The organism is Arcobacter sp. s6, assembly GCF_040884245.1.
Taxonomy (GTDB): domain Bacteria; phylum Campylobacterota; class Campylobacteria; order Campylobacterales; family Arcobacteraceae; genus Aliarcobacter.
This window is the reverse complement of record NZ_JBEVTN010000004.1, coordinates 124,717-151,406: the sequence shown is the minus strand read 5'-3', so window position 1 is coordinate 151,406 and position 26,690 is coordinate 124,717. Positions and strand designations below refer to the sequence as shown.

At 27.3% G+C, this 26,690-nt stretch carries 30 protein-coding genes; 9 read left to right on the top strand and 21 right to left on the bottom strand.

The features are described from left to right. Positions 1–8: 8 nt before the first annotated feature. From rseP to ABVS04_RS03640, 12 genes are all read right to left on the bottom strand, one after another. Positions 9–1,067: an RIP metalloprotease RseP gene (gene rseP, locus ABVS04_RS03695; RefSeq protein WP_368029322.1), complete on the bottom strand. Its 1,059-nt coding sequence runs from the start codon at positions 1,065–1,067 to the stop codon at positions 9–11. Positions 1,068–1,076: 9 nt separating this feature from the next. Next, positions 1,077–1,619 (bottom strand): CDP-diacylglycerol--glycerol-3-phosphate 3-phosphatidyltransferase, encoded by a 543-nt coding sequence (gene pgsA, locus ABVS04_RS03690; protein WP_368029321.1) that lies wholly within the window; start codon positions 1,617–1,619, stop codon positions 1,077–1,079. Beyond that, positions 1,619–2,398 (bottom strand): enoyl-ACP reductase, encoded by a 780-nt coding sequence (locus ABVS04_RS03685; protein WP_368029320.1) that lies wholly within the window; start codon positions 2,396–2,398, stop codon positions 1,619–1,621. Before ABVS04_RS03685 ends, pgsA begins: the two co-directional genes overlap by 1 nt. Next, on the bottom strand, positions 2,398–3,285 hold the full coding sequence (gene dapA / locus ABVS04_RS03680) for a 4-hydroxy-tetrahydrodipicolinate synthase (protein WP_368029319.1): 888 nt from the start codon (positions 3,283–3,285) through the stop codon (positions 2,398–2,400). The genes ABVS04_RS03685 and dapA overlap by 1 nt, the downstream gene beginning before the upstream one ends. Before the next feature lie 2 nt (positions 3,286–3,287). Further along, on the bottom strand, positions 3,288–3,755 hold the full coding sequence (locus tag ABVS04_RS03675; RefSeq protein WP_368029318.1) for a globin: 468 nt from the start codon (positions 3,753–3,755) through the stop codon (positions 3,288–3,290). After that, the gene (locus ABVS04_RS03670; RefSeq protein ID WP_368029317.1) at positions 3,755–5,101 is read right to left on the bottom strand and encodes a M16 family metallopeptidase; all 1,347 of its coding nucleotides are present in this window, start codon (positions 5,099–5,101) and stop codon (positions 3,755–3,757) included. Before ABVS04_RS03670 ends, ABVS04_RS03675 begins: the two co-directional genes overlap by 1 nt. 13 nt (positions 5,102–5,114) lie before the next feature. Next, complete coding sequence (locus ABVS04_RS03665; protein ID WP_368029316.1) at positions 5,115–6,173, bottom strand: quinone-dependent dihydroorotate dehydrogenase; 1,059 nt, start codon at positions 6,171–6,173, stop codon at positions 5,115–5,117. A gap of 85 nt (positions 6,174–6,258) precedes the next feature. After that, complete coding sequence (locus ABVS04_RS03660; RefSeq protein WP_368029315.1) at positions 6,259–7,968, bottom strand: ABC transporter ATP-binding protein; 1,710 nt, start codon at positions 7,966–7,968, stop codon at positions 6,259–6,261. Positions 7,969–8,055: 87 nt separating this feature from the next. Beyond that, on the bottom strand, positions 8,056–9,357 hold the full coding sequence (gene murJ / locus ABVS04_RS03655) for a murein biosynthesis integral membrane protein MurJ (RefSeq protein ID WP_368029314.1): 1,302 nt from the start codon (positions 9,355–9,357) through the stop codon (positions 8,056–8,058). Continuing rightward, on the bottom strand, positions 9,357–10,940 hold the full coding sequence (locus ABVS04_RS03650; RefSeq protein ID WP_368029313.1) for an endonuclease/exonuclease/phosphatase family protein: 1,584 nt from the start codon (positions 10,938–10,940) through the stop codon (positions 9,357–9,359). The genes murJ and ABVS04_RS03650 overlap by 1 nt, the downstream gene beginning before the upstream one ends. A 64-nt stretch (positions 10,941–11,004) precedes the next feature. Further along, positions 11,005–11,655, bottom strand: coding sequence for a ferritin family protein (locus ABVS04_RS03645; RefSeq protein ID WP_368029312.1), 651 nt, complete (start codon positions 11,653–11,655; stop codon positions 11,005–11,007). Between the two features lie 58 nt (positions 11,656–11,713). Beyond that, entirely contained in the window at positions 11,714–12,376 is a 663-nt protein-coding gene (locus ABVS04_RS03640; protein ID WP_368029311.1) for a ferritin family protein, read from the bottom strand. A 210-nt stretch (positions 12,377–12,586) separates the two neighbouring features. On the opposite strand from ABVS04_RS03640, the gene ABVS04_RS03635 reads away from it, so the two are divergent. Continuing rightward, a complete protein-coding gene (locus ABVS04_RS03635; protein ID WP_368029310.1) occupies positions 12,587–12,991 on the top strand; it encodes a Fur family transcriptional regulator in 405 nt (134 codons plus the stop codon). 6 nt (positions 12,992–12,997) lie between these two features. Here ABVS04_RS03635 and ABVS04_RS03630 read toward each other — a convergent pair whose 3' ends face one another. After that, positions 12,998–13,918 (bottom strand): calcium/sodium antiporter, encoded by a 921-nt coding sequence (locus ABVS04_RS03630; protein ID WP_368029309.1) that lies wholly within the window; start codon positions 13,916–13,918, stop codon positions 12,998–13,000. 1 nt (position 13,919) lies between these two features. Continuing rightward, entirely contained in the window at positions 13,920–14,339 is a 420-nt protein-coding gene (gene ybeY / locus ABVS04_RS03625; protein ID WP_368029308.1) for an rRNA maturation RNase YbeY, read from the bottom strand. A 102-nt stretch (positions 14,340–14,441) separates the two neighbouring features. Between ybeY and ABVS04_RS03620 the strand changes: the two genes are divergently transcribed. Continuing rightward, positions 14,442–14,843, top strand: coding sequence for a thioesterase family protein (locus ABVS04_RS03620; RefSeq protein WP_368029307.1), 402 nt, complete (start codon positions 14,442–14,444; stop codon positions 14,841–14,843). A gap of 8 nt (positions 14,844–14,851) precedes the next feature. Here ABVS04_RS03620 and radA read toward each other — a convergent pair whose 3' ends face one another. Beyond that, positions 14,852–16,201 (bottom strand): DNA repair protein RadA, encoded by a 1,350-nt coding sequence (radA, locus tag ABVS04_RS03615; RefSeq protein WP_368029306.1) that lies wholly within the window; start codon positions 16,199–16,201, stop codon positions 14,852–14,854. A 98-nt stretch (positions 16,202–16,299) separates the two neighbouring features. Between radA and ABVS04_RS03610 the strand changes: the two genes are divergently transcribed. Beyond that, positions 16,300–16,791, top strand: a complete 492-nt coding sequence (locus tag ABVS04_RS03610; protein ID WP_368029305.1) for a ribonuclease HI — start codon at positions 16,300–16,302, stop codon at positions 16,789–16,791. Here ABVS04_RS03610 and ABVS04_RS03605 read toward each other — a convergent pair. Beyond that, a complete protein-coding gene (locus ABVS04_RS03605; RefSeq protein ID WP_368029304.1) occupies positions 16,783–17,766 on the bottom strand; it encodes a lipid A deacylase LpxR family protein in 984 nt (327 codons plus the stop codon). The genes ABVS04_RS03610 and ABVS04_RS03605 overlap by 9 nt on opposite strands. A 62-nt stretch (positions 17,767–17,828) precedes the next feature. On the opposite strand from ABVS04_RS03605, the gene ABVS04_RS03600 reads away from it, so the two are divergent. Next, positions 17,829–18,389, top strand: coding sequence for a YqiA/YcfP family alpha/beta fold hydrolase (locus tag ABVS04_RS03600; protein WP_368029303.1), 561 nt, complete (start codon positions 17,829–17,831; stop codon positions 18,387–18,389). 36 nt (positions 18,390–18,425) lie between these two features. Here ABVS04_RS03600 and ABVS04_RS03595 read toward each other — a convergent pair whose 3' ends face one another. The 4 genes from ABVS04_RS03595 to ABVS04_RS03580 form a co-directional block, all read right to left on the bottom strand. Next, complete coding sequence (locus tag ABVS04_RS03595) at positions 18,426–19,016, bottom strand: hydrogenase-4 component G (RefSeq protein ID WP_368029302.1); 591 nt, start codon at positions 19,014–19,016, stop codon at positions 18,426–18,428. Positions 19,017–19,085: 69 nt separating this feature from the next. After that, complete coding sequence (locus ABVS04_RS03590; protein ID WP_368029301.1) at positions 19,086–19,742, bottom strand: hypothetical protein; 657 nt, start codon at positions 19,740–19,742, stop codon at positions 19,086–19,088. A 14-nt stretch (positions 19,743–19,756) separates the two neighbouring features. Further along, positions 19,757–20,803 carry a signal recognition particle-docking protein FtsY gene (gene ftsY / locus ABVS04_RS03585; protein ID WP_368029300.1) on the bottom strand — a complete coding sequence of 349 codons (1,047 nt, stop codon included), beginning with the start codon at positions 20,801–20,803 and terminating at the stop codon, positions 19,757–19,759. A 9-nt stretch (positions 20,804–20,812) separates the two neighbouring features. Beyond that, complete coding sequence (locus ABVS04_RS03580) at positions 20,813–21,379, bottom strand: TlpA family protein disulfide reductase (protein ID WP_368029299.1); 567 nt, start codon at positions 21,377–21,379, stop codon at positions 20,813–20,815. A 61-nt stretch (positions 21,380–21,440) separates the two neighbouring features. Between ABVS04_RS03580 and ABVS04_RS03575 the strand changes: the two genes are divergently transcribed. Genes ABVS04_RS03575 through ABVS04_RS03560 form a run of 4 tightly spaced genes read left to right on the top strand, consistent with a single transcriptional unit; the run spans position 21,441 to position 24,968 of the window. Next, the gene (locus tag ABVS04_RS03575; protein ID WP_368029298.1) at positions 21,441–21,980 is read left to right on the top strand and encodes a 5-formyltetrahydrofolate cyclo-ligase; all 540 of its coding nucleotides are present in this window, start codon (positions 21,441–21,443) and stop codon (positions 21,978–21,980) included. Positions 21,981–21,991: 11 nt separating this feature from the next. Continuing rightward, a complete protein-coding gene (rny, locus tag ABVS04_RS03570) occupies positions 21,992–23,536 on the top strand; it encodes a ribonuclease Y (RefSeq protein ID WP_368029297.1) in 1,545 nt (514 codons plus the stop codon). A gap of 29 nt (positions 23,537–23,565) precedes the next feature. Next, complete coding sequence (rsmD, locus tag ABVS04_RS03565) at positions 23,566–24,162, top strand: 16S rRNA (guanine(966)-N(2))-methyltransferase RsmD (protein ID WP_368029296.1); 597 nt, start codon at positions 23,566–23,568, stop codon at positions 24,160–24,162. Positions 24,163–24,167: 5 nt separating this feature from the next. Next, complete coding sequence (locus ABVS04_RS03560; protein WP_368029295.1) at positions 24,168–24,968, top strand: ABC transporter permease; 801 nt, start codon at positions 24,168–24,170, stop codon at positions 24,966–24,968. Between the two features lie 22 nt (positions 24,969–24,990). Here the strand turns inward: ABVS04_RS03560 and ABVS04_RS03555 are convergent, their stop codons facing one another. Beyond that, entirely contained in the window at positions 24,991–25,812 is an 822-nt protein-coding gene (locus ABVS04_RS03555) for an SDR family NAD(P)-dependent oxidoreductase (RefSeq protein WP_368029294.1), read from the bottom strand. Between the two features lie 73 nt (positions 25,813–25,885). Here ABVS04_RS03555 and ABVS04_RS03550 point away from each other — a divergent pair, with 73 nt between their 5' ends. Continuing rightward, entirely contained in the window at positions 25,886–26,668 is a 783-nt protein-coding gene (locus ABVS04_RS03550; RefSeq protein WP_368029293.1) for a TIGR02757 family protein, read from the top strand. Positions 26,669–26,690: the final 22 nt, after the last annotated feature.

Sequence of the window (26,690 nt, the reverse complement as noted above, 5' to 3'; positions counted from 1 at the left end):
TATCTGCCTTAATTATTTAGAAAAATTCTATTAATATCGTTATAAATTCCAAGAAGCATTAAACTTCCTAGTATTACCCATCCTGCAATGGTTAAAAATAAAAACACCTGATCACTTGGTTTTCTTCTTGTAATCATTTCATATAGATTAAACATAATATGTCCACCATCAAGTGCAGGAATTGGAAGAAGGTTTAAAACCCCAAGATTTACAGATATTAAAGCTGTAATCGCAAATAAAGCTATTATAGAAGATTCACTCGCATCTGAAATGACTTTTCCAATAGTAATTACTCCACCCACTTCACTACTTGGAATTACACCTTGAATTAATTTTTGAACCCCTTGAAAAATCATAGTTGAAGCAAAAATAGTTTTTTCATAGGCATAAACTAATGATTCGCTAATAGATAATTCAAGATTAATTATTTTACCAGATGGAGAGATTCCAATCATTCTTTTTTTAATTTTTTCTTTAAACATATTTTCACTATCTGAAATTTCAGGATTTATTGTTTTTGCAATAATTTCCCCATCTCGTCTAATAAAGAATTTTAAAGCTCCTTCTGTACTAATGATTGTTTTTCCTATTTCATCCCAAGCTTTAATTTCCGTATCATTTATTCTTAATATTTCATCATTAGTTTTAATTCCCGCAATAAAAGCAGGTGAGTTTTCTTGTACAGTTCCCACTTGCGCAGCCCATGTTGTCGCTCCCATCATAGCTATTGAAAAGTATAAAACTGCTGCTAAAATAAAATTTGCTGCTGGACCGGCAAAAAGTATAATGATTCTTTGCCAAGGTTGTTTTGTATTGTATGAATCATCACCTGTTTCAACTAAAGCAGGATTTGAATCATCTTGACCTTTCATCTTTACATATCCACCAAGAGGAATAAGTGCTATTTGCCAACTAGTTCCCATCCAATATTTAGAATATAATTGTTTACCAAATCCTATTGAAAACACATGAACTTTTACACCAAAATAACGAGCTGCTAAAAAGTGTCCTAATTCATGAAAAAAAACTAAAAATGATAAAACAAGTAAAAAAGTAATAGTACCCAAGAAAAGCCTTTAATTTTTGAAATAATCTCTTGTATATTCATATCCTGAATATATTGTTAAAATAACTGCCAACCATAAAAGCTCAGTAGCAAAGGGCCAATTCATAATTAAAAAACCAATAGCAATCATTTGTATAACAGTTTTTATTTTTCCTGCCATTGTCGAGGCCACATTTTTACCTTCACTAACTGCTACAACCCTAAGGCCAGTTATAAAAAATTCTCTTGAAAGTATTAAAAATACAGCCCAAGCTGATGCTCTATCTATCACCATAAGACCTAAGAAGCCAGCAAGAACTAACATTTTATCTGCAAGTGGATCTAAAATACCACCTAATTTTGTCATTTGATTCCAAGATCTTGCAATAAAACCATCAAAAAAATCTGTAATAGACGCAATCACAAATATAAGTCCAGCAAAATAATCAAGCCATGAAGGATGCCATGAAGAGAAGATAGAATTATCTCTATCTATAAAAAACCACAGCATTAGCGGTGCTAATGCTATTCTAAAAAGTGCTAAAGTATTTGGAAGATTTAGTGCTTTTGACATTATCTAAAAGTTGTCCCACCATCAACTATTAAAGTATGACCTGTAATCCAAGAAGCATCACTTGTACATAAGAAATAACAAGATTGTGCTAAATCTTCAGGTTGACCAATTCTATTTAAAGGAGAATATTCAGCAGTTTTTGCTTTTACTTCTTCATAATTTGTAAATGCTTTAAGAGCATCTGTATCAATAGGACCACCTGAAACTGCATTTACTCTAATTCCAAATTCACCTAATTCATTTGCTGCATATCTAACCATTGCTTCAACTGCTGCTTTATTTGTTCCATGTCCAGCATAATTTTCAATATATACTAGATTTCCTGTAGATGATAAAGAAACGATTGCTCCAGCACCAATTTTTTGCATTCTTTTTGCAGCTTGTTGTGCTCCACAAACAAATGCATTTACAGTTGCAGTATAGATATTATTTAATCCTCTTGGTTTTAGTTTCATAAATTTACCATATCCACCAACTACAGCTCTTCCATAAATCATAGCATTTGAAATAAAGAAATCAACTCTATCAAAATCTTTATCAATCTCTTCAAATAATTCTTTATATTTTTCTGGTTCTAAGATATTAAATGGATATGCTTTACATTTTACACCAAATTTTTCTTCAACATCTTTACAGATATCTTCAGCAAATTGTTGATTTGAATTATATGTAAAAGCTACATTAATACCATTACTTGCAAATTTGTAAACACACTCTTTACCGATACCTTTTGTACCACCAGAAATAACTAAAGTTTTACCCGACATTACATTACTCATTATTTTATTACCTCATATTTTATTAAAGTTTTTTCTAATTTTTTCATACTTTCTTTACTTGGAGTAGTTAATGGAAGTCTGTATTCCAATGTATCTAATAATCCAGCTATATACATAGCAGCTTTAATAGGTATTGGATTACTTTCACAGAAAAGTACAGAATTTAAAGCATATAAATCATCATTGATTTTTCTAGCACTTTCTAAATTTCCTGCAAATACATCATGAACTAATTTAGATTTTAAATTAGGAAGAATATTTGAAGTTACAGATATTATTCCTTTTGCACCATTTACTAACATTGGAAAATCAATTGCATCATCTCCTGAAACTACAATAAAATCTTTTCTTTGAGAAAGTAGGGCAATTGATCTTTCTAAACTTCCTGTTGCTTCTTTTACTGCATAAATATTTTTTACATCATCGAAAAGTCTAATAGTTGTTGCTGTTTCCAAATCAACAGCTGTTCTTCCTGGTACATTATATAGCATAAAAGGAATTTCAACTGCATTTGCAATGGCTTTAAAATGTTGATATAAACCCTCTTGTGTTGGCTTATTGTAGTATGGAGTTATTGATAAAATTGCATCTGCACCAACATCTTGAGCATGTTTTGCTAATTCACAGGCTTCAAGTGTTGAATTTGATCCAGCACCTGCAATTACTTTAACACCTGTATTTTTACAAGCAGCAACAGCAACTTCAATACACTGTTTATGCTCATTAAAAGATAATGTTGCACTTTCTCCAGTAGTTCCTACTGGAACAACTGCATCTATTCCTTGCTCAATTTGTCTTTTTATTAATGATTCATATTTTTCTAAATCAACTTTTCCATTTTTAAATGGTGTTATAAGTGCGGTCATTGCACCTGTAATAATTTCCATATTCATCCTTTTTTAACTACTAAATCTTCTAATTCTTGTCTTTCATCTACATTTACTGTATGCTTTGAAAATGCTTCTAAGAAGTCCCAAAAACTTTGTTTTGCTTCATTTGAAATATCAACTTTTCTTAAAACTTCTTCCATACAACCTAACCATTCACGTCTTGCTTTTTCAGTTATAGAAAATTGTTCATGGGTTTTTAACATATCAAAATGCCCAACAGCATTTGTATAATGTTTTTCTCCTCCACAAGCTTCGATGAAAAATTTCACATTATGAGCTTTAATTTTTTCAAGTTCTTTTTCATCTTGTGGGAAAAAATTCCCAATATCACTATCAACTACTAAGTCATAAAAATCACTAAATAGTTTTTTTAACTTCTCTTCTCCCATTTCTTCTAAAAAAATAGCTTTGGGATAATCAAAACTAGGTTTATTTCCAAATTCTGTTTTGCTAACGCTATAATGCATTATTTTTCTTCTTTTTTCAAAATTACTGTTGTTGAATTATTTTTAGTCAAATATTTATTTGCAACATTAATTAAATCTTCTTTTGTTAGTTTTGCCACATTTTCTTCATAATTTAAAAGAGGTTTGATATTATCTCTTACTAAATAAGAACCATATAATGAAGCAACTTCCGTTGAGCTTTCAAGTGAAAAAATAAAATCAGCTTTTGTGTTTATTTTAAGCTTGTCAATATCTTTTTGAGATACCTCACCTTTTTTGATTTGCGCAATTGTATCTAAAATTTCATTTTCAATTTCTAAAGCAGTTACACCTTCATTTGCAACAGCCATAAACATAAAGATTCCTGGGTCTTTAAGTTCCATATTATAGGCATATATTGTGTTTACTAATCTTTTTTCATCAATTAATTTTTTTTGTAATATTGAGCTTTTCCCTGAACTTAATAGCTCACTAAGTGCTGAAAGTGCTACTTGATCTTCATGTTCAAAATTTGGAATATGATAAGTTATTGCTAGCATTTCAACTTGTGAATCCTTATTTATCATTACTCTTTTTTCACCATCTTGTTTTGGCTCAACAGTATGTAAATCTTTTGATGGAATCTCTTTAGTGTTTTTTATCTCTTTAAAGTGTTTTTCTACAGATGCAAAAACTTCATTTTCATCAATATCACCTGCAACTACAACAATTGCATTTTTTGGTTGATAATAAGTGCTATGAAAATCTCTTATGTCTTCTATTGTCCAGTTTTTAATATCACTCATAAATCCAATTGGTGTCCAATGGTATGGATGATAAATATATGCATTATTAAAAAGTCTAAATTGTAAATATCCCATAGGATTATTATCAGTTCTCCATCTTCGTTCTTCTGCTACAACATCACGTTCAGGTTGAAATTCTTCATCTTTTAATGTTAAGTTTTCCATTAGATCTGCAAATAATTCTAAAGATTTATCCATATTTTTAGAAGCTGATTTTATATAATAGTGTGTATAATCAAATGAAGTTGAAGCATTATTTAATCCTCCAAATCCTTTTACTACTTCATCAAATTCTCCAGCTTTTAGGTTTTTGGTAGATTTGAAATTTAAATGCTCAAGCATGTGTGCAATTCCACTTTTCCCCATTTTTTCGTTTCTACTTCCTACTTTATAAAAAACATCAGTTGAGATAACTCCTGAATCATTTTTCATAGGAATAGCAACAATTTCTAATCCATTTTCTAAAGTCTTTGTATGATATTTTGGTAAGTTACTACTCATTAATTCTCCCGAAATTATTATTAATAATGAAAACTGAATAGCGAATGTTTTTAAATAATTATTAATTTTTATACTATTCATTTTTTGTTCCTTTTTATTTTAAATTAGCACCAATAGCTTCACTTATATTTGAATAACCATCTTTTGCCATTAACTCTAAAATCTCTTCATTGATTTTTCGTACCATTGAAGGTCCTTCAAAAATTAATGCTGAATATGATTGTATAAGTGTTGCACCATTTTTGATTCTTTCATAAGCTTCTTTCCCTGTTGATATGCCACCAACTGAGATAAGAATAGTTTTTCCAAATAACTCACGAGCCAATTCTTTAAATAAGTTTCCAGATTTTTGTGTTAAACAAGCACCTGAAAGTCCACCAAAGTTCTGGCAGTTTGGAACTAATGAATAATCAATTGTAGTATTAGTTGCAATAATACCTGCCGCTCCTGCATTGATTGCACTATTACATAAATTTATTGCCATATCAACTTCCATATCTGGAGCGATTTTTAATAAAATTGGCTTATCTGTTAGCTCTTTTGCCATTGTAAAAAGTTCAGTGATAAATTTTTCATTTTGTAAATCTCTTAAATTTGGAGTATTTGGACTTGAAATATTTATTACTAAATAATCACTTGTATCTTCAAATTTTTTGATTAAACTTTTATAATCACTTAATGCAAACTCTTCGGGTGTTGTTTTATTTTTTCCAATATTTGCACCAATTGGAATATCAAAAGGATAAACTTTTTTTAAATTTTTTAGTACTTTATGCGCACCTTTATTATTAAAACCCATAGCATTTTGAACTGAATTAACTTCTGGATATCTAAACATTCTAGGCTTAGGATTTCCATCTTGTGGCTTTGGAGTCATTGTTCCAATTTCAGTAAAACCAAATCCTAATGATTGCATAGCTTTTATCATCGTTGCATTTTTATCAAAACCAGCTGCTAGTCCAACTGGGTTTGCAAATGTTACTCCAAAAACTTTTTGAGTTAGTTTAGGATCTGTAATATAGTTTTTCTTTTGCATATATGCTTTTGCAATTTTGCATTTTCCTAATACTCTAAGACCACATTCCGCAATATTATGTGCAGTTTCAGGATCAAACTTAAATAATATTTTTTTTAGTGAGTTATAACTAAACAATATACATCCCTTTTTTAAAATTCAGATATTTTATCTAAAAATGATTAAATATTCGTTTTAATGGTTTTTATAGTAAAAAAACAATTTAAATATTTGCAGAATTATATAATCTTTGATACTCTTTACATGACTCTAAAAGTTCTTTTTCTTTTCCAATAGATAATATTTCACCATTTTTAAATACTGCAATTTTATCTGCATTTTTTATTGTACTTAACCTATGTGCTATTATAAATGTGATTCTATTTACACTTACTTCTTTTATTACTTCACTTATGATTGATTCACTTTTGTTATCAAGTGCTGAAGTTGCTTCATCTAAAATCAAGATTTTTGGATTTTTATATAAGGCCCTAGCAATTGCTATTCTTTGTCTTTGACCACCACTTAAATTTGTTCCAAATTCATCTAAAGTAGTGTTAATACCTTTTTTCATTTGCATAATAAAATCATAAGCATGGGCTTGTTTTAAAACTTCAATAACTCTTATTTCATCTATTTCATAACCGTATGCTACATTTGAAGCTATAGTGTCGTTGAAGATATAAACTCTTTGTGTTACTATTGAAATATTTTCTCTTAAAGATTTTATATCAAACTCTTTAATTGAGTTATTATTCAATAATATTTTTCCCTTTGTTGTGTCATAAAATCTAATAATCAAATTAATTAAAGAAGATTTTCCTCCACCACTATCTCCCACAAGCGCTACAGTTTCACCTTTAGAAGCTTCTAAATTTATATCTTTTAAAGCTGTAAAATCATCATAATTTAGTTCAACATCTTTAAAAGTAATTTTACTTATATCATCAGGACAAATTAAATCACCTGATAAAATAGTAGCTTTTTGTCCGAAAATATCATTTATTCTATCATTTGCAGCAAGGGCATCTTGCATTTTATTATATAAAGATGATAGCTTTTTAATAGGAGTATAAAGCATAAATAAAGCTGCTACAAAAGAAGTAAATGTTCCTGTTGTAAGTTCTCCTTCAATTACTTTTGAACCACCCACAATAATAACAGCAGCAAAGGCAAACGAACCTATTATTTCCATAACAGGAGATACTAATTCATTTGTTTTTACAGCTTTCATATTATATTTGAAGAAAATCATATTATGAATAGAAAATTTCTTTGCTTCAATTTCTTCTGTTGAATTTGCCTTTATTATTTCAATGTTATTAAATGATTCGCTTAAACTTGATGTAATATCTGAGTTACTCTCTTGTGATCTAAAAGATAATTTTTTCATTTTCTTTGCAAGTAAAGATAAAGGATAAATAGCAAGAGGAAGAACAACTAAACCATAAAAAGCAAGTTCAGGTGAATGATAAATTACAAGACCAATTAATCCTACAATTGTAAGAGATTCTCTGATAAACTCTGCAACCGTATTTGATACAGCTGATTGTATTCTATTTATATCATTTGTAATTCTACTTACAAGTTCACCACCATGTTTTTTTTGAAAGAAATTCATGTCTAAAGTTAAAACATGAGAAAAAAGTTTATCTCTTACAATTCTTGTGATATCTTGTCCAATAAAAGATATATAGTAAGCTTGAATATATCTTCCAAAGCCTTTTGCAGTATATAATGCAATAATAATAAAAGGCATCATATATAGCATTTGTTCATCTTTGTTTATGAAAATATCATCTAAAAGTGGCTGAATAGCATAAGCTGTTCCTGAAGTTGATGATGATACTAAAATAATTCCGATTAATGAGTAAAAAAACTGAAGTTTATAGTTTTTATAATAAGGCGCATATTGTTTAAAAAATTCTTTCATTTAAATCCTAGTTAATATTTATAAAACCCGAATTATAGCTTAATGTTACTAAATAAAGCTAAAATCTGGTTTATAAATAATAAATAATTATTTTCTAAACATCATAATAAACTTATCAAATCCAAATGCTTTTATTGTAAGAAAAAACAAAATAAAACCACTTAACGTACTTGCAAATGCTAAACCTGCTGCTCCATATGGTTTGATTAAAATTAATGAAAAAATTATATTCCATGCTAAACTTTTCATAGATATTTTTGCACTTAAAAATTGTTGTTCATTTGCATATAACCATAAAGAAAATATTTTTGCTAAACCAAAAGGCAAAAGCCCTATTAGATACATAGTTAAAATTAATGCTGTATTTTGGGTATCTACACTATTAAATGCACCTCTTTCAAATAGAAGTTTTACAATTAATTCATTAAATACGATTCCAACTAACATTGATAGTGATAAAATAGCAAATAAAATTGTTGATGATTTTTTCATTAAATGTAGAGCTCTATTTTCATCTTTATTTTTTATTGCTTTTGCAATCATTGGAAATAGGGCGATTGAAGTTGCTATTGCAAATATTGCAAGGGGAAGTTGGAATACTCTATTTGCATAGTATAAATATGAAATTGAACCACTTATTAAAAATGATGCTAACCATGTATCAATAAATGCTGATAAATGTAGTGTTGAAGAACCTAAAGTTGCAGAAAAGAAGTTCTTGTAAAATTTATTTTCTTCTTTTTTCTTATGTTTTTTAAAGTGAAATATTTTACATAAATTTGCTTTTTTAATAGAGTATAGATGAAGAAATACTTGTAACATTCCCCCAGCAATTACACCATATGATAAATAAAATGTAATCTCGTATTCATCTTTGCCTTTTGCGATTAAAAGTGCAGCTATCATTCCTAGATTTAAAAGAGCAGTTGAATATGCACTTGTTGCAAAATGATGTTTATATTGTAATAAAGCTGCCATAAATGTAACTGTGAAAATTATTGGTAAATAATAAAAATTTATAGCAAATAAAGGTGCTGCTAAATCAATTGTTTCTTGTGTAAATCCTATTGCAAAAGCCTTTGCAACAATATGTGAAAATAAGCTTACAATTAAAGATAAGATAATCAAAAATCCAAATAGTTGTAAAAATATTATAGATGAAAATCTAATTTTATGTTTAGATTTTGCATATGAAGGAATAAAAGCTTGAGTAAATGCACCATCAGCAAAAACACTTCTAAATAAATTAGGCAGTTTAAATGCAATAAAAAATATATCTGAATATATATTAGCTCCCAAAATTGAGGCTGTTAATAAGTCCCTCACAAAACCTAAAACCCTTGAAACTAATATTCCTAAACTATTTGTAAAAATTGACTTGATTAACATTAAAATCCTACTTTAAAATCTGATTGTTTATGAATTATAATTTGCATATTTCCCCTATATGAAGCTAGTTGTGCATTTAAAATAGTGATTTTTTCACCATCTTTTGGCATTAGTTTTTTTTCTTTTGAATAAATCTTAATATATTTATTATTATCTAAATAAAGTTTTGAGTTTTTCATTACTCCTTTTAGATTTGTAATAATCTCATTTTCATATTTAAAATTAAGAATATTGATACTATTTGCATTTAAAAATAAATCTTGATAATTATCTATTTTTTTGACTTCATCTAAAACAGTAAAATCTTTAATTTCTTTTAATCCATAATAATTATATATTTGATTAATTTGAAGATTATATGAGTATCCAAGTTTTAAGTTTTGTGCATTTTGATAGATATAAATGGCTCTATCATTTTGTCTTTTTATTATTGCTTTTTCATCATCTTTATAAATCACTATTGCATCATTTAGGATAAGAGGATCTATTAACTTTTCTTTTGTATATAAATCTGAAATGGAGTTAATTTTTTTTATTTCATCATTTATTTGCATCTTTTTTAGTATATTTGTATCTTCTTTTTTAATTGAGAACTCTGCGTAAATTGGAAGATGATCTGAAAAACCAAAACCTTTGTGAATTTTATCATATTTTTTTCCACTCATTTCCCATCTGTTTATATTATTGTTTTCAAATAAATAATTTGCTTTAAAAACTTTAAATGAGTTTGGAATATATGAAATTCTTTTTGTATCAAATAATGCAGGTGCTAAAATAATACTGTCAGGAGTATTATTTTGTCCTCTAAATTTAGTTGAAAATCTTTCATTTGTAGAAAGATCAAGCCATAAATTAAAATGAACCCTTTTATCATATTTTAAAATATCATCATAGGTAACAAATTTATTTTCATATGTTGTATTTAAGATTTGATTGATTCCTGTAATAGATGAAGTATTATTTAGTTTTTTATTATTTTTAAATGTTTGATATTCATCATAATTTGAATTAAAATCACCTAATAAAATATAATCATAATCTTTTGGTAGTTGAATTAACCTATCTTGCAAACTTTTTGCATATTTTATTCTATAGCTTTCAGGTGCTGCTTTTGAAGGCCAGTGATTATTAAAAATTTTGAATTCTATATTTTCATATTCAAAAGTTGTTTCTAGTATTGGACGATAGAGTCTTTTTGTAAATTTTACATCAATATTTTTATTGTTTTTAATTTCTATTTTAGAAAGAAATCCTATTCCAACAGCAGAATTAGGGTACTTAATAAATGAATAATATGTATATTTTGGAAGTTTACTTGAAAGTAATTTCATTAAATCTCTATTTTCAATTTCTTGAAAAGCTATAATATCTGCATCTAGGTCATTTATTACTTTTAATAAATTGTTTAATTTTATATTGAAATTTCTTTGATTCCATTGATTTTTTGTATTTGGTATAAACTCACTGTATTCACTATTGTCTTTCTTTAAATCAAAAAAGTTTTCAACATTGTAGCTAGCAATTGTAATATTATTTGCATTTAATGATATTGAAAATATTAATAAAATTAGATATTTGAACAAAATTGAATATCTCCGATAAATTTTTTTGTTATATTATCGAAGATATTATGTTTAAGAGGTTAAACTATTTTTTTGAGTTTAATCTTGATTGATATTCAATAGGGTGTTTACAAACTGGACAAACTTTTAAAGCTTTTTTACCTCTGTGAACATGTCCACAAACTTCACAAATCCACTCTTCTTCTTCATCACTAACATGCTCTTTTCCAGAATCTAGTCTATGTTTTAGACTTTTGTACATATTTTCATGTTCGATTTCAATTTTTCCAATCATATCAAGTAATCTTGCAATATCAGCATGACCTTCTTCTTTTGCAACTTTTGCAAATTCTGGATACATAGTAACATTTTCATAGCTTTCACCATCAATAGCATATTGAAGATTTTCACTTGTATTTCCAAATTCTTTGTCATAATTTAAAACATTATAAGCTTTTAACTCAAGTTTTGCATGCATTTTTTCATTATTAGCAGCTCTTTGGAAATGCTCAGCAATATCTCTAAAACCTTCTTTTTGAGCAATTTTTGCAAAATACTCATACTTGTTTCTAGCCATTGATTCACCAGCAAATGCTTTCATTAAAACAACAGAAGTTAAATCTTTAGTTATCATTTCCATTGCTTGACCACAGCAGTGTAGCTCTCCACCACCTACATTTTGTACTTCTACTACATTTCCACATTTGTTACATTTATAAGACTGATATTGTTTCATATTTATTCTCCTTTATGAATTATTGTTCAAATTCTAACATAATATTATTTAACGAAATTTAACCAGCAGTTATATCTTTTGGTTTTTTCTTAAAATACTCTTTTTCAACTGCACATAAAGGACACTGTTTTGGTGGTTTTTTACCTCTATGAACATGTCCACAAACTTCACATACCCACTCTTCTTCCTCTTGTGATTCTAAAAATCCTTCATCAATTAAAGCTTGTTTTAACTCTAAATACTCTTTTTCATGTTCAACTTCAACTTTTCCTATTGCTTTAAACATTCTTGCTATTTCTTTTAAACCTTCTTCTTTTGCTATTGCTTCAAAATTAGGGTACATCTCTTCATGTTCATATTTTTCACCATCAGCTGCGTATTGAATATTATTTTTTGTTGAGTTTAATTCTATATTGTGTACTAATTTATTGTATGCTTTAAACTCAGCAATTGCATGGTACTTTTCATTTTCAGCCGCTTCATTAAAAAATCTTGCAATTTTATGAAAACCTTCATCAAAAGCAATTTGTGCAAAAAATTCATATTTATTTCTAGCTTGTGATTCACCTGCAAAGGCTTTCATTAAATTAACTGCAGTTAAATTTTCAGTTATCATTTCCATTTCATGTCCACAGCAAGATAATTTTGCATTTGTTCCTGTTACTTGTACTTCAACTTCACATCCACATGTATTACATTTATAAGTTTCATATTGTTTCATTCTATTTCCTTAAATTATATTTTTATTATTGGATAATTTTTATCCTTTGAAGAATTGTAATATATTAAAACTTAAAAGAAAATTATTCTCCATTAATAAATATTATGATACAATACACTTAAATATATAAGTTTAATTCCAATTAGACTATATAATTTATGTGAAAATAAATATTAATTTAGTATTATTTCGCGAAAGGAAGAGTACATTATGACTAATTATACAAATTTATTAAAAGAATATGATTTAAAAGTTACTCCACAAAGAGTAGCAATAGTTGAAGAACTTTTTAAAAATGGACATATGAATATTGATGATTTATATAAAAAATTATTATCAAAATTTCCATCTGTATCATTGGCAACTATTTATAAAAATATAAATGCTATGGTAGAAAAGGTTTTTCTTTCAGAGGTAAAAATACCAAACTCAAAGTCAGTATATGAATTAGTTAAAACAGAGCACGCTCATTTAGTTTGTTCATGTTGTGGAGCTATTGAAGATATAACTTTAGATGCAACAAGCTTATTAAATGAAGTTTCAACTTTAAGCTCTTTTAAAATTGATTCAACAAATATTGTTTTAAGTGGTATTTGTCCAAAATGTTCAAAATAGTCTAGTTTAAACTAGACTATTTTGTATTACTAATCCTAAAACTACTAACAAAGCAATTCCTGCAGATTTATTATACAACTTATTAGCTGTTATAAGTACTAACATTAAAGATACAACAAAAGCAGCGCATATATCAAAAAAGTAACTATTAAAATCTACATTTAGTGGGTTTATAATTGAAGATAATCCTAAAACCATAGTAAAGTTTGCTACATTTGATCCTATGATATTTCCTATTGCTAAGTCTGCATTGTTTTTCAATGCTGATTTAACTGAGATGATTAATTCAGGTAATGATGTACCAAATGCAACTAAAAATAGTCCTATTATCCATTCGCTTATACCAAAACCTCTTGCAATATTTCCAGCACTATCAATAGCAAAATTTGCTCCAACAATTACGAATATAAATCCAAGTAAAAGTAGAATAATAGTTTTAATCCAATTAAATTTTTCTTTTTTTAAATCTCCCTCAGATTTTTCAATACTATTTGAGTTTATTAAAAACAGTAAATAAGCTCCCATCATACAAAGAAATAAAATACCATCAAACATAGATATTTTTCCATCAATTCCCATAAGTATAAATATTAAAATAGGAAAAATCGACCATGCTGAATCTTTTGCAAATAAATCCCTATCTGGTTGTATTTTTTTAGCAAGTAAAAATACAAGTCCTAAAACAAGTGAAATATTAAAAATAGTGCTTCCAATTACATTTGCAACTGCAATATCAGCACTTCCTTTTGCAGATGCTGACATTGAAACAGCCATTTCAGGTAAACTTGTACCAACAGCTACCAAAGTTGCTCCTATTACAAAACTAGAGATATTAAAATAAAGAGCTATTTTTTCACTCTCTTTTATTACAAAATCAGCTCCATATATCAAAGCTGCCATTGAAATTGTAAATATTAAAAAATCCATATTATGAATTTCTGACAATCAAACTATTTGGTAAATTAAACTCTTTGATTAACTCTTCTTCTTTTTCTCTATGCTCTCCATTATCAACCTCATGGTCATATCCTAAAAGATGTAAAATCCCATGAATAAACAAAAGTGCAAACTCTTCATTAAAAGTATGACTATACTCTTTTGCTTTTTCTTGCACAAAATCAGTAGATATTACAATAGAACCTAAAGGCATATTAGCAAAATCAAAATCCATTGGAAAACTTAAAACATCAGTTGCTTTATCTATATTTCTATGCTCTTTATTTAAAGTTTGAATTTCATCATTTTTTACAAGCATTAATTCAATATCTTTTTTTGTAAGTGAATTTGCTATTTCTTCTAGTATTGAAATATCAATTTGTAAATCTGTATTATTTTCTAATTCAATCATTTTTTTACCTTTAAAATTTTTTGATTATATAAAATTTATGCATATTAGTAGGTTAATTAAAATATATGTTAAAATAATTCAAAATTAATTTAAAGGTATTTTATGAACTTAACAATTGGAACACAAGATAAAATTGAATTTAAAGTAAAGCAATCAGATTTAGCAAGTAATCTAAATATCTCAGAATATGATGGTTTCCCTGATGTTTTTGCAACAGCTAGAATGGTAGCTTTAATGGAGTGCTCGGCTGCAAAGATATTGATTCCTTTACTAAAAGAGGGTGAATTATCAGTTGGTGTTTCTGTTAACATCACGCATCTAGCACCTACTCTTGAAGGAGATACTGCTATTTCAACTGCTACATTTGAAGGAATGGAAGGAAAGCTTTTTAAGTTTTCTATTGAAGTTGTAGATTCAGGTGGAAAAGTTGGAATTGGAACTCACACAAGAGCTATTGTTTCAAATGAAAGATTAATGAGTGGAGCTTTAAAAAGAAGAGCATAGAACTATTTTTAAAATAGTTCTATCATTTTTGATACATCATCAACTGCAAATGTTTTAATATCAAGTTTCAGATTTGTTTTTTGAGCAATTACAGCTTTTTTCATACCTTGGGCTTGAGCTTCTTTTAATCTTAAATCTATTGAATAAACATCTTTAATTTCACCTGTTAATGAAACCTCTCCAATAAATGCAGACTCTTTAGAAATAGGTCTATCTCTAAAGCTAGAAATAATTGCAGCAATTACAGCTAAATCAGCAGAACTTTCTTTGATTCTTATTCCTCCACTTATATTTATAAAGACATCATAGTTATTTAGTGGTAAATCTATTTTTTTCTCTAAAAGTGCTAAAAGCATTGTAAGTCTATTTCCATCAAAACCTGTGGCACTTCTTTTTGGATTTGGATAAGTACTTTCAGTTACAAGTGCTTGAACTTCCAAAATAATAGCTCGACTTCCTTCCATTACAACTGTAAGTGCAGATCCGCTTTGAGCTTTTGATTTATCAAAAAATTTAGATGCTATATCTTTTGCACTTATGAGTCCTTCTGCTGTCATTTCAAAAATACCAATTTCACTGGTACTTCCAAATCTATTTTTAAAACCTCGAAGCATTCGAAGCTCCCTGCTAGCTTCTCCTTCAAAGTATAAAACCGTATCAACCATATGCTCTAATACTCTAGGACCTGCAATACTTCCATCTTTTGTAATATGTCCAATTATAAACATAGCTAAATTAGACTCTTTTGCTTTTCTCATTAATTCAAAAGTAATTTCTCTTACTTGTGATACGCTTCCTGGAGCACTTGTAAGATTTGATGAATAAATTGTTTGAATAGAGTCAATAATACAAACTTCATAGTTTTCTCTTAATAGTTCATCTTGTATCTCTTCTAGTTTTATTTCACTTAACAAATATAAACTATCATGATTTGCATCTAATCTATTTGCTCGTAGTTTTATCTGTCCAGCACTTTCTTCTCCTGAAACATAAAGAACTTTTTTCCCAGATTTTGCAATACTTCCAGCAACTTTTAATAATAGTGTTGATTTTCCAACACCTGGACTCCCTCCAATTAGTGTTAAACTCCCAGGAACAATTCCTCCACCTAAAACTAAATCAAATTCATCATTATAAGATGAAAATCTAGTTACATTATCTTGTTCAATTTGTGTTATTGGTCTAGCTTTAGAAGTGCTATTTACAACCTTTGAAGTTTGTTTTAAAACCTCTTGTTGCTCTTGATTTAGTTCTATAAATGAATCCCATGAACCACAATTGGGACATTTTCCAAGCCATTTTGTAGCTTGCTCTCCACAATGTTGACACTCAAATAGTGATGTTTTTTTCTTTGCCATATTAATTCCTAGCTATTTTATAGTCTAATTATAATGAAAAAAAAATTATGCCTAATAAAATATGACACTTTGTAATATAAAAAATTATACAATCCATTATGAAAAAAATAAAACTATTTACAGACTCAAGTGTAAATCCTCAAGAAAAAATAGGTTTTGGTGCTTTTTTAAAACTTATTGAGGAAACTTTATCTTTAGAAGAGATGAAAAAGAATATTAAAACAAAAAGATTTGAAAATACGAGTTCAACTAAACTTGAACTTCAAACACTGCTTTGGGCTTTGAATGAAATACAAGTTGCTTCAACAACTTACATAGAAGTATATACAGACTGTCAAAATATAATTGGTTTAGAAGATAGAAGAAAAAAACTAGAAGGAAATGATTATAAATCATCAAAAGGAAAGTTGATGAATAATCATGATTTATATAAGCTATTTTTTGAAAAATTAGATGAATTAAATTTAGTTTTTATAAAAGTTAAAGGACATAAAAAAAGTAGTTTGAAAAATGAAATTGATGATATTTTTAATCTTGTAGATAAAGCTTCAAGAAATGCTTTAAGAGAAGATATTGCTTATTTAAAATAAATAAGCAATATTAAATCCTCCCCAATTTTCATTTTCACTTTTATTATTTACTGATAAAAATTTAGATGTTTTATAGGTAAAAGATAAAACTATATTATCAAAGTATGTATCGTAAGAGATTACTTGAACTAAAGTATCTTTTAATTTATCTAATTCATAAGATTTATCATAATTAGTTACATAAAAATAATCATTGTATGAATATCCTAAGCCATAAGATATGGCCCATCCAAAATCTTTATTTGATTTTGAATCAAGATTTAAAAGTTTGTTTTCATTTACTCCTAAAAATCTTCCAATAGTATTGAAATTACTTGGATAATTGCTTCCATATCTAATAGTAGAACCAGCCATTAAATTTCTATTATAATTTCCAAAATCAATTCTAATATTATTTATAATGTCCATTTTCCCATAAGAAAAATCGTGCTTAAATACTTTATATCCATAAGCATAAGAAAAATTATATAAAAAATCATCTTCTAATTGATTATCCCATCCTTTAGATTCTGTATTTGCTGTTAGATGATGAAAGCTTTTTTGAAATCTATGTGCAGATGCACTAGGCCCTGCCATTCCTAGGGTTATCACATATTGATGAAAAAAATCTTCTTCCCATTGATATAAGCTAAAATCAACAGTCATAACACCTGCATAAGGAACATCTTTTATGATTTTATTTTTTTGTTCAATTTTATCAGGAGTAAAAGTTAAATGAGATAATGTCATTCCTAAAGATTGATATTTTGTATCATTGTTAAATGTAGGAATTTTCGATAAAAAATCAAAAAAACTATTATCATATTTATTTAAATCATTTGTATCTTTATTACTTAAGTATGAAAAACCTATGCCATTTGTATAGTGTTTATCTTCACCATTTATAACATCATTTTCAATAAATCCAGAAATAACTTCAGCATTTAAATTCAAGGAGATAAAAGATATAGCTATGATTTTTAAATATAATTTCATTATTAAGCCTTTTATTGTAATATTCGTTAATTATACAAATAAAAAAATTGGAAAATAATAAAATGATTATATATATTCACGGTTTTGCAAGTTCAGGATTTGGTTCAAAAGCTGAAAAGTTTAAAGAGTACTTTGATGAAGGAATAATAACAATTTCTCTTCCTACTATTCCAAACTTAGCTATTAATACCCTAGAGCAATTAATAGAGGCCTTTGTTAGTATTGATGAAGAAGTTCAATTAATAGGTTCATCTCTTGGTGGTTTTTATGCTTTATATTTAGCTAATAAATATGATTTAAAAGCTGTTTTAATAAACCCTGCTGTTAATCCATGGGGAACTTTAGATAGATATGAAGGCGTTGATTTTGTTACAAATTATTATGATGATTCAAGATTTGAGTTTAATTCAAGTCATATAAAATCATTAAAGAATTATGAAGTGAATTTTATTAAAACACCTGAAAACTTTATAACACTTTTACAAGAAGATGATGAAGTTTTAGATTTCAATGAAGCGGCTGAAAAATTAGAAGATACAGAACTGATAATAGAAGAGGGTGGAAGTCACTCTTTTGAAGATATAGAGAGATATTTTAGAAAAATAAGCACATTTTTTAGATAATTCTAGATAATAAAATTTTTATAAGCTAAAAGAAAATCAACTATTTTCTTTTAGTGAATTGATTTTTTCATCAATTAAAGCCAAAGTTCTTTCTTGTGTTTTATAAGATATTTCAGGAAGTTCTCCCCCAAATAGCTTTTCAGCTTCTTGGAAACCTTTAACTATTCCTTCTCTTCCTTTTTCTAAAATCTCTAGATTATCACCTGCAAAATTAAATACAAAATTTGAAACTCTATCTGAAGTTTGAGTTACTCCAAAAAAGCCTTCATCACTTACAAGCTCTTTTGCTTCATCTTGTGTAAGTTCGGTTATAGCTTTTCCTGTATATCCTATATTTTCAAGATTCATTCCACTTTGTGATTCATTTCCACTTAAAAAATCTAAAACATCTTTTTCATTAGAAGTTAGACTAGCTTGAGTTATTAGATTATCTTTTGTAATTAATTCTGAATTCATAGCAAATAGTATTGATTGTGCATTCATTGAAATTGATACTTTTACAGCTGAATCATTTATTATTTCTTCTAGTGATTTTTCGACTTCAATATTTTCACTTTTAACAGTACTATTTTGAGTAAAAGTATTTAACGCATTACTTAGTGTGTTTGTACTGCCTTGAATATCCATCTATAATCCTTTATATTTTACAAGTATTATATAGTTTTTAGAATTAAATTAAAAGAAAATTGAAATTAATTATTTAATTTCAATTTTCATTCTAAAATATCTTGGGAAATTTTCTTTTAAAGAATCATTCATTTTAAGTGGGAAAACTTGAGTAATAGAAGATCTAAAGAGTTCAAAATTATCTTTGCTTCCATCCATAAAAGTTAATTGTTCATATCTTCCATCTTTTAATATAGTAACTCTGATATTTACAAAACCATTATTAATTAGAGTTTTATCTACATTTTTTTCTATATTTGCGTATATTTTTTCTTCTATACTTCTATAAAATAATTCAACATCAGTTATTTCACTTACATTAACACTTTGAGTTTCAGCTGTAATTTCTGTCTTTTTTATTTCACTTTTAGTATCGATTTTGGTTTTAATTTTCTCATCAGGAATATTTTCAATTATATCTTTAGTGGTTTCTTTTATTTGAAGAGGTTCTTCTTTTTGTGTTTGAACAATGTCTTCATTTATTTTTTCAGCAGCAACTTTTTCATCATTTATAGAGTCTTTATTTTGTTCTTCTGCCGAAATATTTCTTTCTACTGTAATTGGTTCATTTTGTATTTCTACTTCCTCATTAGATGCGAAAAAGAAACTATAAATTGCATAAATTATAATTCCTAGAATAAAAAATATAATTATATCTTCAAGAAAAGATTTATTTTTTCCTCTCAATTTATCTCCTTTAATTATTTTTCAGCTGTATAAATTTCATCAAGTAAACTATCAACAAAATCATCTGGACTAAATTCAATTAAATCATCTTGTTTTTCACCAATTCCCACATAAAATATAGGAAGTTCAAGTTGATTAGAGATAGAAAATAGTGCTCCACCTTTTGCTGTACCATCAAGTTTAGTTACAATAATACCATTAATTCCTACCATTTCATTAAAGGCTCGTGCTTGTGCAATAGCTGTATTACCTTGTGTTCCATCTAGAATCATTAGTTTTTGATGTGGGGCATTTGGCATTGCTTTTTCACAAACTTTTACTATTTTTTTTAGCTCATTGTTTAAATTTGTTTGTGTTTGTAATCTTCCAGCTGTGTCTATTATAACATTATCTATATTTCTTGCAATTGCTGCACTTATAGTATCATATGCAACAGCACTTGCATCATGACCTTGTTTAGTTTTTATAATTGGAACCTCAAGTTTTGATGCCCAAGTCGAAAGCTGTTCAATTGCAGCTGCTCTAAATGTATCTCCAGCTCCTAAAATTACAGATTTACCACTTTTTTTAGAGATATTTGCAAGTTTTGCAATAGTAGTAGTTTTACCAGCTCCATTTACTCCAATAATTAATCTTACAAAAGGTTTAGGTAAAGATGATAAATCAACTTTAGGTGCATGTTCAAAAAGCATTACAAGTCTATGTCTTAATTGTTTTCTTGTGATTTCAGAAGGAAGTCCATTCATTGCTTTTTCTATGATTTCATACTCCATATCAGCTTCAATCAAAAGTTCTTCAATATCATCAAAGGAGATTTTTTCTTGTTTTTGAGGAACAACAGTTTTTATACTTGCAAAAGTTTTTTCTAAAGCTCTTGAGAAAAAACCTTTTTTTTCTTCTTGTGTCTCTATTTTTATTTCTTCTTGAGTTTCAATTTGTTTAATTTCCGAAGTTGTAGAATTGCTTTCGTCTGTTTTATCCAATTGAGATAAATTTTGATCTTCTAAAACTTCTTCATTTTTAACATCATTCTCTTTTTTCTTTTTAAAAAAACTAAACATAAATTACCTTTATTTTTGTAATACTTTTTTAATATCTATTTCCATCATTTCATTTGGAACTAAGCCAACATATTTTTGGAAAATAGTTCCTTCTTTATTTAATAGATACATTGTTGGAATTGATTTGACACCACCAGATTCTTTTGCAAATTCAAAGCCATCTGTACTATTTGTAACAATATAATTTATATTAAATTCTTTGATAAAAGCTAAAATCTCATCATTTGTTTTCATTTCTTCTAAAAGAACTGAAACTATTACTAAATCATTTTTATAATCTTCTTGTAATTTAATAAGATTAGGAATTTCTACTTTACAAGGTGGGCACCATGTTGCGAAAAAATTTATAAGTATAATCTTTCCTGGATGCTCTTTTACTATAATTTTATCATTTTCTAGTTTTATATTTATTATTGAATTATCAGTTGCTTTTAGTTGAAATTCTGTTTTTTTTTCAATTTTCTCTACTTTTTCTATTTTTGAGTCACTTGTCTCTTCTTTATTTTCTTTAGAATCACACCCTGCAAAGAATAAAATAGATAAAATTGATAAAAATGCTATAGTTTTAAACTGCATTTTAATTCCTTTGGGTAAAATTATTTGTTGGGTAGGAATTTTACCCAAGTGAGGCTTAAATATGAAAAACTATCACAAAAGTGATTTTAGAAAATCGTGTATAAAAAGATTAGAATTTACAAGCCTTTTTTTAAAGTATTATAAAAATAAGATTATTGTTAAAAAATTAAAAAAATTTATAGAACGAAGTGGTTCAAAAAATATTTTATTATATATACCTTTAGGTATTGAAGTGGATGTTAAGCCATTAATCGTGAGTTTAAGAAAATCAAAAAATATGAGTGTATATGTACCATATATGCAAGGGGATAGTTTTAAAATAGTGAAATATAGATTGCCCTTGTATAAAAAAAAGTTTGGAATTAAAGAACCAAATAATTCTTTTGTCAATCCTGCGAAAATTGACCTTGCAATAGTTCCAATAATTGGAGTTGATGCGTTGAATAAAAGAATAGGATATGGAAAAGGAATGTATGATAGATTTTTTGATAGATTAAATTATAAACCAATAATGATTTTTACGCAATTAATACTTTGTAAAAGTGAGCATGTTCTATCAGATTGTTACGATATTCAAGCTGATTATATAATTACAAATTAAGGTTTTTGAATATGGAATACATAATTGTTAGTGTCGTTGTAGGAGTTATAAGTTCTGCAATGAGTATATTTGTTGTTAAAAAATTAGATAAGGCTAAGTTTCAAGTTTTTATTGAACAAGCAAAAGCAAAAGCTAAAATAATCGAGCATGAAGCAGAAGTTTCACTAAAAGATGCTCAACTAAAAGCAAAATTTGAATGTGATAAAGAGTTTAAACATGCACGTCGTGAATATGACATAATGCTTTCTAAGATTGAAAAAAAAGAGAGAGAATTAAATGAACATTTAGAGTCAGAGTTAAGAATTATTAGACTTGAGAAAGAAGAAATAGTTGAAAAAAATAAAAAAATAACAACTCTCAAAGAAGGGATTGAACAACAAAAAAAGACTTATGAAGAAAAAACTCATGAAGCTATAAAAATACTTGAAAATGCTTCAGGTTTAACTTTAATTGAAGCAAAAGATTTAATGCTTAAAAAAGTGAAAGAAGACTCTCGTGCTGAAATAGCATCTATATTTAGAAAAAAATATAAAATTGCAGAACAAAATATTAAAAATGAAATTAATAATATGTTCTCAATGGCAGTTACTAGATATGCTGGTGAGTTTGCAGCTGAAAGACTTATTAATAATGTACCAATTAATGATGAAGAAACAAAAGGTAAAATAATAGGTAAAGAAGGGCGAAATATAAAAGCTCTTGAAATGTTATTAGGAGTTGATATTATTATAGATGATACTCCAAATATGATTACTATCTCGTCTTTTAATTTATATAGACGTGCAATTGCCACAAGAACTATTCAAGAACTTTTAGAAGATGGAAGAATTCAACCAACAAGAATTGAAGAAATTTATAAAAAAGTAAAATCTGAATTTGATAAAAATATTCAAAAAGAGGGTGAAGATGTTGTTCTTGAGCTTGGAATTAAATCTATGCATCCAGAACTTATTAAACTTGTTGGAAGATTAAGATACAGAGCATCTTATGGTCAAAATGCCTTAGCTCATACACTTGAAGTGGCTCATTTAGCGGGATTGATTGCTGCACAAATGGGTGGAGATGCTATTTTAGCTAGACGTGCTGGTCTTTTGCATGATATTGGAAAAGCAATGACTCATGAAATGCCAGGTTCTCATGTACATTTAGGTGCTGATATTTGTAGAAGATATGATGAGTGTGATACAGTAATAAATGGAATTTATGCCCACCATGGACATGAAGAACCAATAAATGTAGAATCAGCTTCTGTATGTGCTGCTGATGCATTAAGTGCGGCACGTCCAGGTGCAAGAAGAGAAGTTCTTGAAAGCTTCTTAAAAAGAGTAGAAGAGGTTGAAAATATTTCAACAAGTAAATTAGGTGTTCTAAATGCTTATGCTATAAATGCAGGTAGAGAAGTTAGAGTTATTGTAAAAGCTGAACTTGTAAATGATGATGAAGCTATATTATTAGCAACTGAAATTGCAAAAGAGATTGAACAAAAAGTACAATATCCAGGTGAAATAAAAGTAAATGTTATTAGAGAAATAAGAGCAGAAAGTTATGCTAGATAATAAATATTTTTTATATAAAGGACTAGTTTATGGCAAATGATAGACCAACTACAAAAATAATTGCTGGCAAATATAAAGGAAAAATTTTAGATTTACCCTCTTTAGATGTAACAAGAAGTTCAAAGGCTAGATTAAAAGAGTCATTATTTAATGTTTTACAGTTTGATATTATAGATAAAGTTTTTATAGAATCTTTTGCTGGAAGTGGTTCTATTGGATTAGAAGCTATAAGTAGAGGTGCAAAAAGAGCTTACTTTATAGAAAAAGATAGAAATTCTTATCAAATTTTATTAAAAAACTGTAAAGCTGTTGAAATGGAAAAATGTCAAACTGTTCAAGCAAACACATTTGTTCAAACCCCATTAATTTTAGATTTTTTAAGAAATTCAAAAGATGAAATAGTTTTATATGTTGATCCTCCTTTTGATTATAGAGAAGGAATGGATGATATATATTTACAATCATTTGAAATGATAAAAAATATTGAATTAGATAATATTTTTATTATAATAATTGAGCATGTAAGTTCTCTTGAAATGCCTGAAGTTTTAGGAAAATTTACACTAAATAAAACCAAAACATTTGGTAAAAGTGCACTTTCTTATTATTTATATACACAAGAGTAGAAAATATGTTTAAAGTAGCTTCATATCTTTTGATTACAGTTATTTTAACTATTTTTTTATTGCCTTTTTTTTATACGGTTTCTCCTTATCAGCTAGATCCTAGTAAAATACTAGAGGCTCCTTCTTTAACTCATTTATTTGGTACAGATAGACTAGGAAGAGATATGCTAGCAAGAGTATTACAAGGTGGTCAAACTTCATTGATTATTGGTTTTCTTGCAGCTTCAATTTCATCTATCTTAGGATTAGTTATAGGAATCACAGCTGGATATTTTAAAGGGAATACAGATAGAACTATTACTATTGTTATTGATTTATTTTTGACTTTTCCTACTTTCTTTTTACTATTGGCTTTAGTTTCTTATATTCAAGCTTCTTCTTTGATTTTAATTATTGTGATTTCGATTACAGGTTGGATGGGAATGTCAAGATTGATTAGATCTGAGAGTTTTGCTATTAGTAACAAACCTTATATTAAGATACTAAAACTTTCAAAGGTTTCAACTTTTAAAATCATATTTAAATATTTTGCTCCAATATTAGCTCCAATTTTTTTAATATCATTTACTTTTGGAGTAGGTGGTTCAATTTTAGCAGAATCAGGACTCTCTTTTTTAGGACTTGGAATTAACGCTCCACAAATGTCTTGGGGAAGTTTATTAAGCGATGGTAAGGCTGTTATTGATATAGCTTGGTGGGTTAGTTTTTTCCCTGGTTTAATGATATTTTTAATTACTTTTTGTTTAATACAAATATCTGATTATCTTCAAAGTCTTGCAAATTCAAAAGAGATGATAAAAAATTAAAGCTTCAAAAAATCATAAACTATTAAATTTTATTTAATAGTTTATCCATTAATGAAGTTGAAAGAACTCTTTTTAGAAATCCTAAGATATAAGTAGCTTTTGTAACATAGTATCTAGGCTTTGGTTTTTGTGTTTTCATGATTTTTAAAACAACATTTGCAACACTTGACTCTGGTAGATTAAAAGGTGCTTTATCTTCAGTTGTTTCAAGTCTAGCTTTTAACTCTTTTTTGTAAATTTCACTAAAGTAACTATTTTCAATATCTATATTTTTATTAAATTTCTTTAAAGCATTTTCTCTAAATTTTGATGTAACAGGTCCTGTATTTATTGTACTAATAAAAATATTGCTTCCTAATACTTCTTGTCTTAATGTATCTGTTATTCCTTCTATTGCATATTTACTTGCATTATATGCCCCTCTGTATTTTAAAGAAATAATCCCTAAAACTGAACTATGTTGAATGATTTTTCCAAAACCTTGTTTTCTAAATAAACTCATTGCTTGTAAGGTAACTTCATGTAGACCAAAAAAATTTGTATCAAATTGCTTTTTTAATACATCAACACTTAAGTCTTCAACAGCTCCTGGTTGTCCAAATCCTGCATTATTAAAAATAGCATCTAGTTTTAAATCATTTTTTATAATTGTTTTTAAAGCATTTGTAATATCTTTTTTATTTCTAACATCAATTTGAAATGTTTCAAAACCTAAATTTCTAAGCATCTCAACATCTTTTTCTTTTCTTGCACTTGCATAAACTTTATAATTATTTTCTTTTAGCGTAAGTGCCGTTTGTAGTCCAATTCCAGAAGAACAGCCTGTTATTAATATATTTTGCATAATTTTAATCCATTTTACTTTTTTGAAATGCTATTATAACCAAAAATATTTGCATAGAGATTTTAGGGAATACATGATAAAAAAAGATAAAGAGATAAAAGAACTTCTAGATAATGAAGTAAATCAAAGAAATAATAATTTTGAATTATCATATGATAAACCAGATCCACTTTTAGTAGCTAGTAGATATGATGATGAATTTATAATACTTTTATGTGCATTGTTTGCTTATGGAAATGCAAGATTAATTGTAAAGCTATTAGATACCTTTGATTTCTCGCTTCTTGAAAAAAGTGATGAAATAATAGATAAGGAATTAGATTCATTTTATTATAGATTTCAAAATCCTCAAGATATAAAAACAGTTTTTAAAACCTTTAAAAGATTAAAACAAACAGATAGTTTAAACAGTATATTTGTAGATGCTTACAAAAAAGATAATAGTATTTTAGAAGGAATAGATGCTTTAATAAAAACTATTCACAATATAGCAAACTATAAATCTCAAGGTTTTACTTTTTTGATTTCAAGCCCTTTTAAAAGAGATAAACAAGGAATAATCAAAGAACTAGGAAATGCTCCATATAAAAGATGGAATATGTTCTTGCGTTGGATGGTAAGAGATGATAATCTTGATCTTGGACTTTGGAGTGGAGTTGATAAAAAAGATTTGATTTTACCTCTTGATACTCACACTTTTAAAGTATCTCAAAAATTAGGTCTTTTAGATAGACAAAGCTACGATTTAAAATCAGCACTTTTAATAACACAAAAACTTAAAGAGTTTGATAATTTTGATCCTATTAAGTATGATTTTGCACTATATAGAATTGGACAAGAGAAAATAAAAATCTAAGCATAAAAATTTGTTACTTTCG

Excerpts from the sequence above, each read along its gene's own strand:
- pgsA (WP_368029321.1), bottom strand. The coding sequence starts at position 1,619 with ATGTCAAAAGCACTAAATCTTCCAAATACTTTAGCACTTTTTAGAATA.
- ABVS04_RS03685 (WP_368029320.1), bottom strand. The coding sequence starts at position 2,398 with ATGAGTAATGTAATGTCGGGTAAAACTTTAGTTATTTCTGGTGGTACA.
- dapA (WP_368029319.1), bottom strand. The coding sequence starts at position 3,285 with ATGGAAATTATTACAGGTGCAATGACCGCACTTATAACACCATTTAAA.
- ABVS04_RS03675 (WP_368029318.1), bottom strand. The coding sequence starts at position 3,755 with ATGCATTATAGCGTTAGCAAAACAGAATTTGGAAATAAACCTAGTTTT.
- ABVS04_RS03670 (WP_368029317.1), bottom strand. The coding sequence starts at position 5,101 with ATGAATAGTATAAAAATTAATAATTATTTAAAAACATTCGCTATTCAG.
- ABVS04_RS03660 (WP_368029315.1), bottom strand. The coding sequence starts at position 7,968 with ATGAAAGAATTTTTTAAACAATATGCGCCTTATTATAAAAACTATAAA.
- murJ (WP_368029314.1), bottom strand. The coding sequence starts at position 9,357 with ATGTTAATCAAGTCAATTTTTACAAATAGTTTAGGAATATTAGTTTCA.
- ABVS04_RS03645 (WP_368029312.1), bottom strand. The coding sequence starts at position 11,655 with ATGAAACAATATCAGTCTTATAAATGTAACAAATGTGGAAATGTAGTA.
- ABVS04_RS03640 (WP_368029311.1), bottom strand. The coding sequence starts at position 12,376 with ATGAAACAATATGAAACTTATAAATGTAATACATGTGGATGTGAAGTT.
- ABVS04_RS03635 (WP_368029310.1), top strand. The coding sequence starts at position 12,587 with ATGACTAATTATACAAATTTATTAAAAGAATATGATTTAAAAGTTACT.
- ABVS04_RS03630 (WP_368029309.1), bottom strand. The coding sequence starts at position 13,918 with ATGGATTTTTTAATATTTACAATTTCAATGGCAGCTTTGATATATGGA.
- ybeY (WP_368029308.1), bottom strand. The coding sequence starts at position 14,339 with ATGATTGAATTAGAAAATAATACAGATTTACAAATTGATATTTCAATA.
- ABVS04_RS03620 (WP_368029307.1), top strand. The coding sequence starts at position 14,442 with ATGAACTTAACAATTGGAACACAAGATAAAATTGAATTTAAAGTAAAG.
- radA (WP_368029306.1), bottom strand. The coding sequence starts at position 16,201 with ATGGCAAAGAAAAAAACATCACTATTTGAGTGTCAACATTGTGGAGAG.
- ABVS04_RS03610 (WP_368029305.1), top strand. The coding sequence starts at position 16,300 with ATGAAAAAAATAAAACTATTTACAGACTCAAGTGTAAATCCTCAAGAA.
- ABVS04_RS03605 (WP_368029304.1), bottom strand. The coding sequence starts at position 17,766 with ATGAAATTATATTTAAAAATCATAGCTATATCTTTTATCTCCTTGAAT.
- ABVS04_RS03600 (WP_368029303.1), top strand. The coding sequence starts at position 17,829 with ATGATTATATATATTCACGGTTTTGCAAGTTCAGGATTTGGTTCAAAA.
- ABVS04_RS03595 (WP_368029302.1), bottom strand. The coding sequence starts at position 19,016 with ATGGATATTCAAGGCAGTACAAACACACTAAGTAATGCGTTAAATACT.
- ftsY (WP_368029300.1), bottom strand. The coding sequence starts at position 20,803 with ATGTTTAGTTTTTTTAAAAAGAAAAAAGAGAATGATGTTAAAAATGAA.
- ABVS04_RS03580 (WP_368029299.1), bottom strand. The coding sequence starts at position 21,379 with ATGCAGTTTAAAACTATAGCATTTTTATCAATTTTATCTATTTTATTC.
- ABVS04_RS03575 (WP_368029298.1), top strand. The coding sequence starts at position 21,441 with ATGAAAAACTATCACAAAAGTGATTTTAGAAAATCGTGTATAAAAAGA.
- rny (WP_368029297.1), top strand. The coding sequence starts at position 21,992 with ATGGAATACATAATTGTTAGTGTCGTTGTAGGAGTTATAAGTTCTGCA.
- rsmD (WP_368029296.1), top strand. The coding sequence starts at position 23,566 with ATGGCAAATGATAGACCAACTACAAAAATAATTGCTGGCAAATATAAA.
- ABVS04_RS03560 (WP_368029295.1), top strand. The coding sequence starts at position 24,168 with ATGTTTAAAGTAGCTTCATATCTTTTGATTACAGTTATTTTAACTATT.
- ABVS04_RS03555 (WP_368029294.1), bottom strand. The coding sequence starts at position 25,812 with ATGCAAAATATATTAATAACAGGCTGTTCTTCTGGAATTGGACTACAA.
- ABVS04_RS03550 (WP_368029293.1), top strand. The coding sequence starts at position 25,886 with ATGATAAAAAAAGATAAAGAGATAAAAGAACTTCTAGATAATGAAGTA.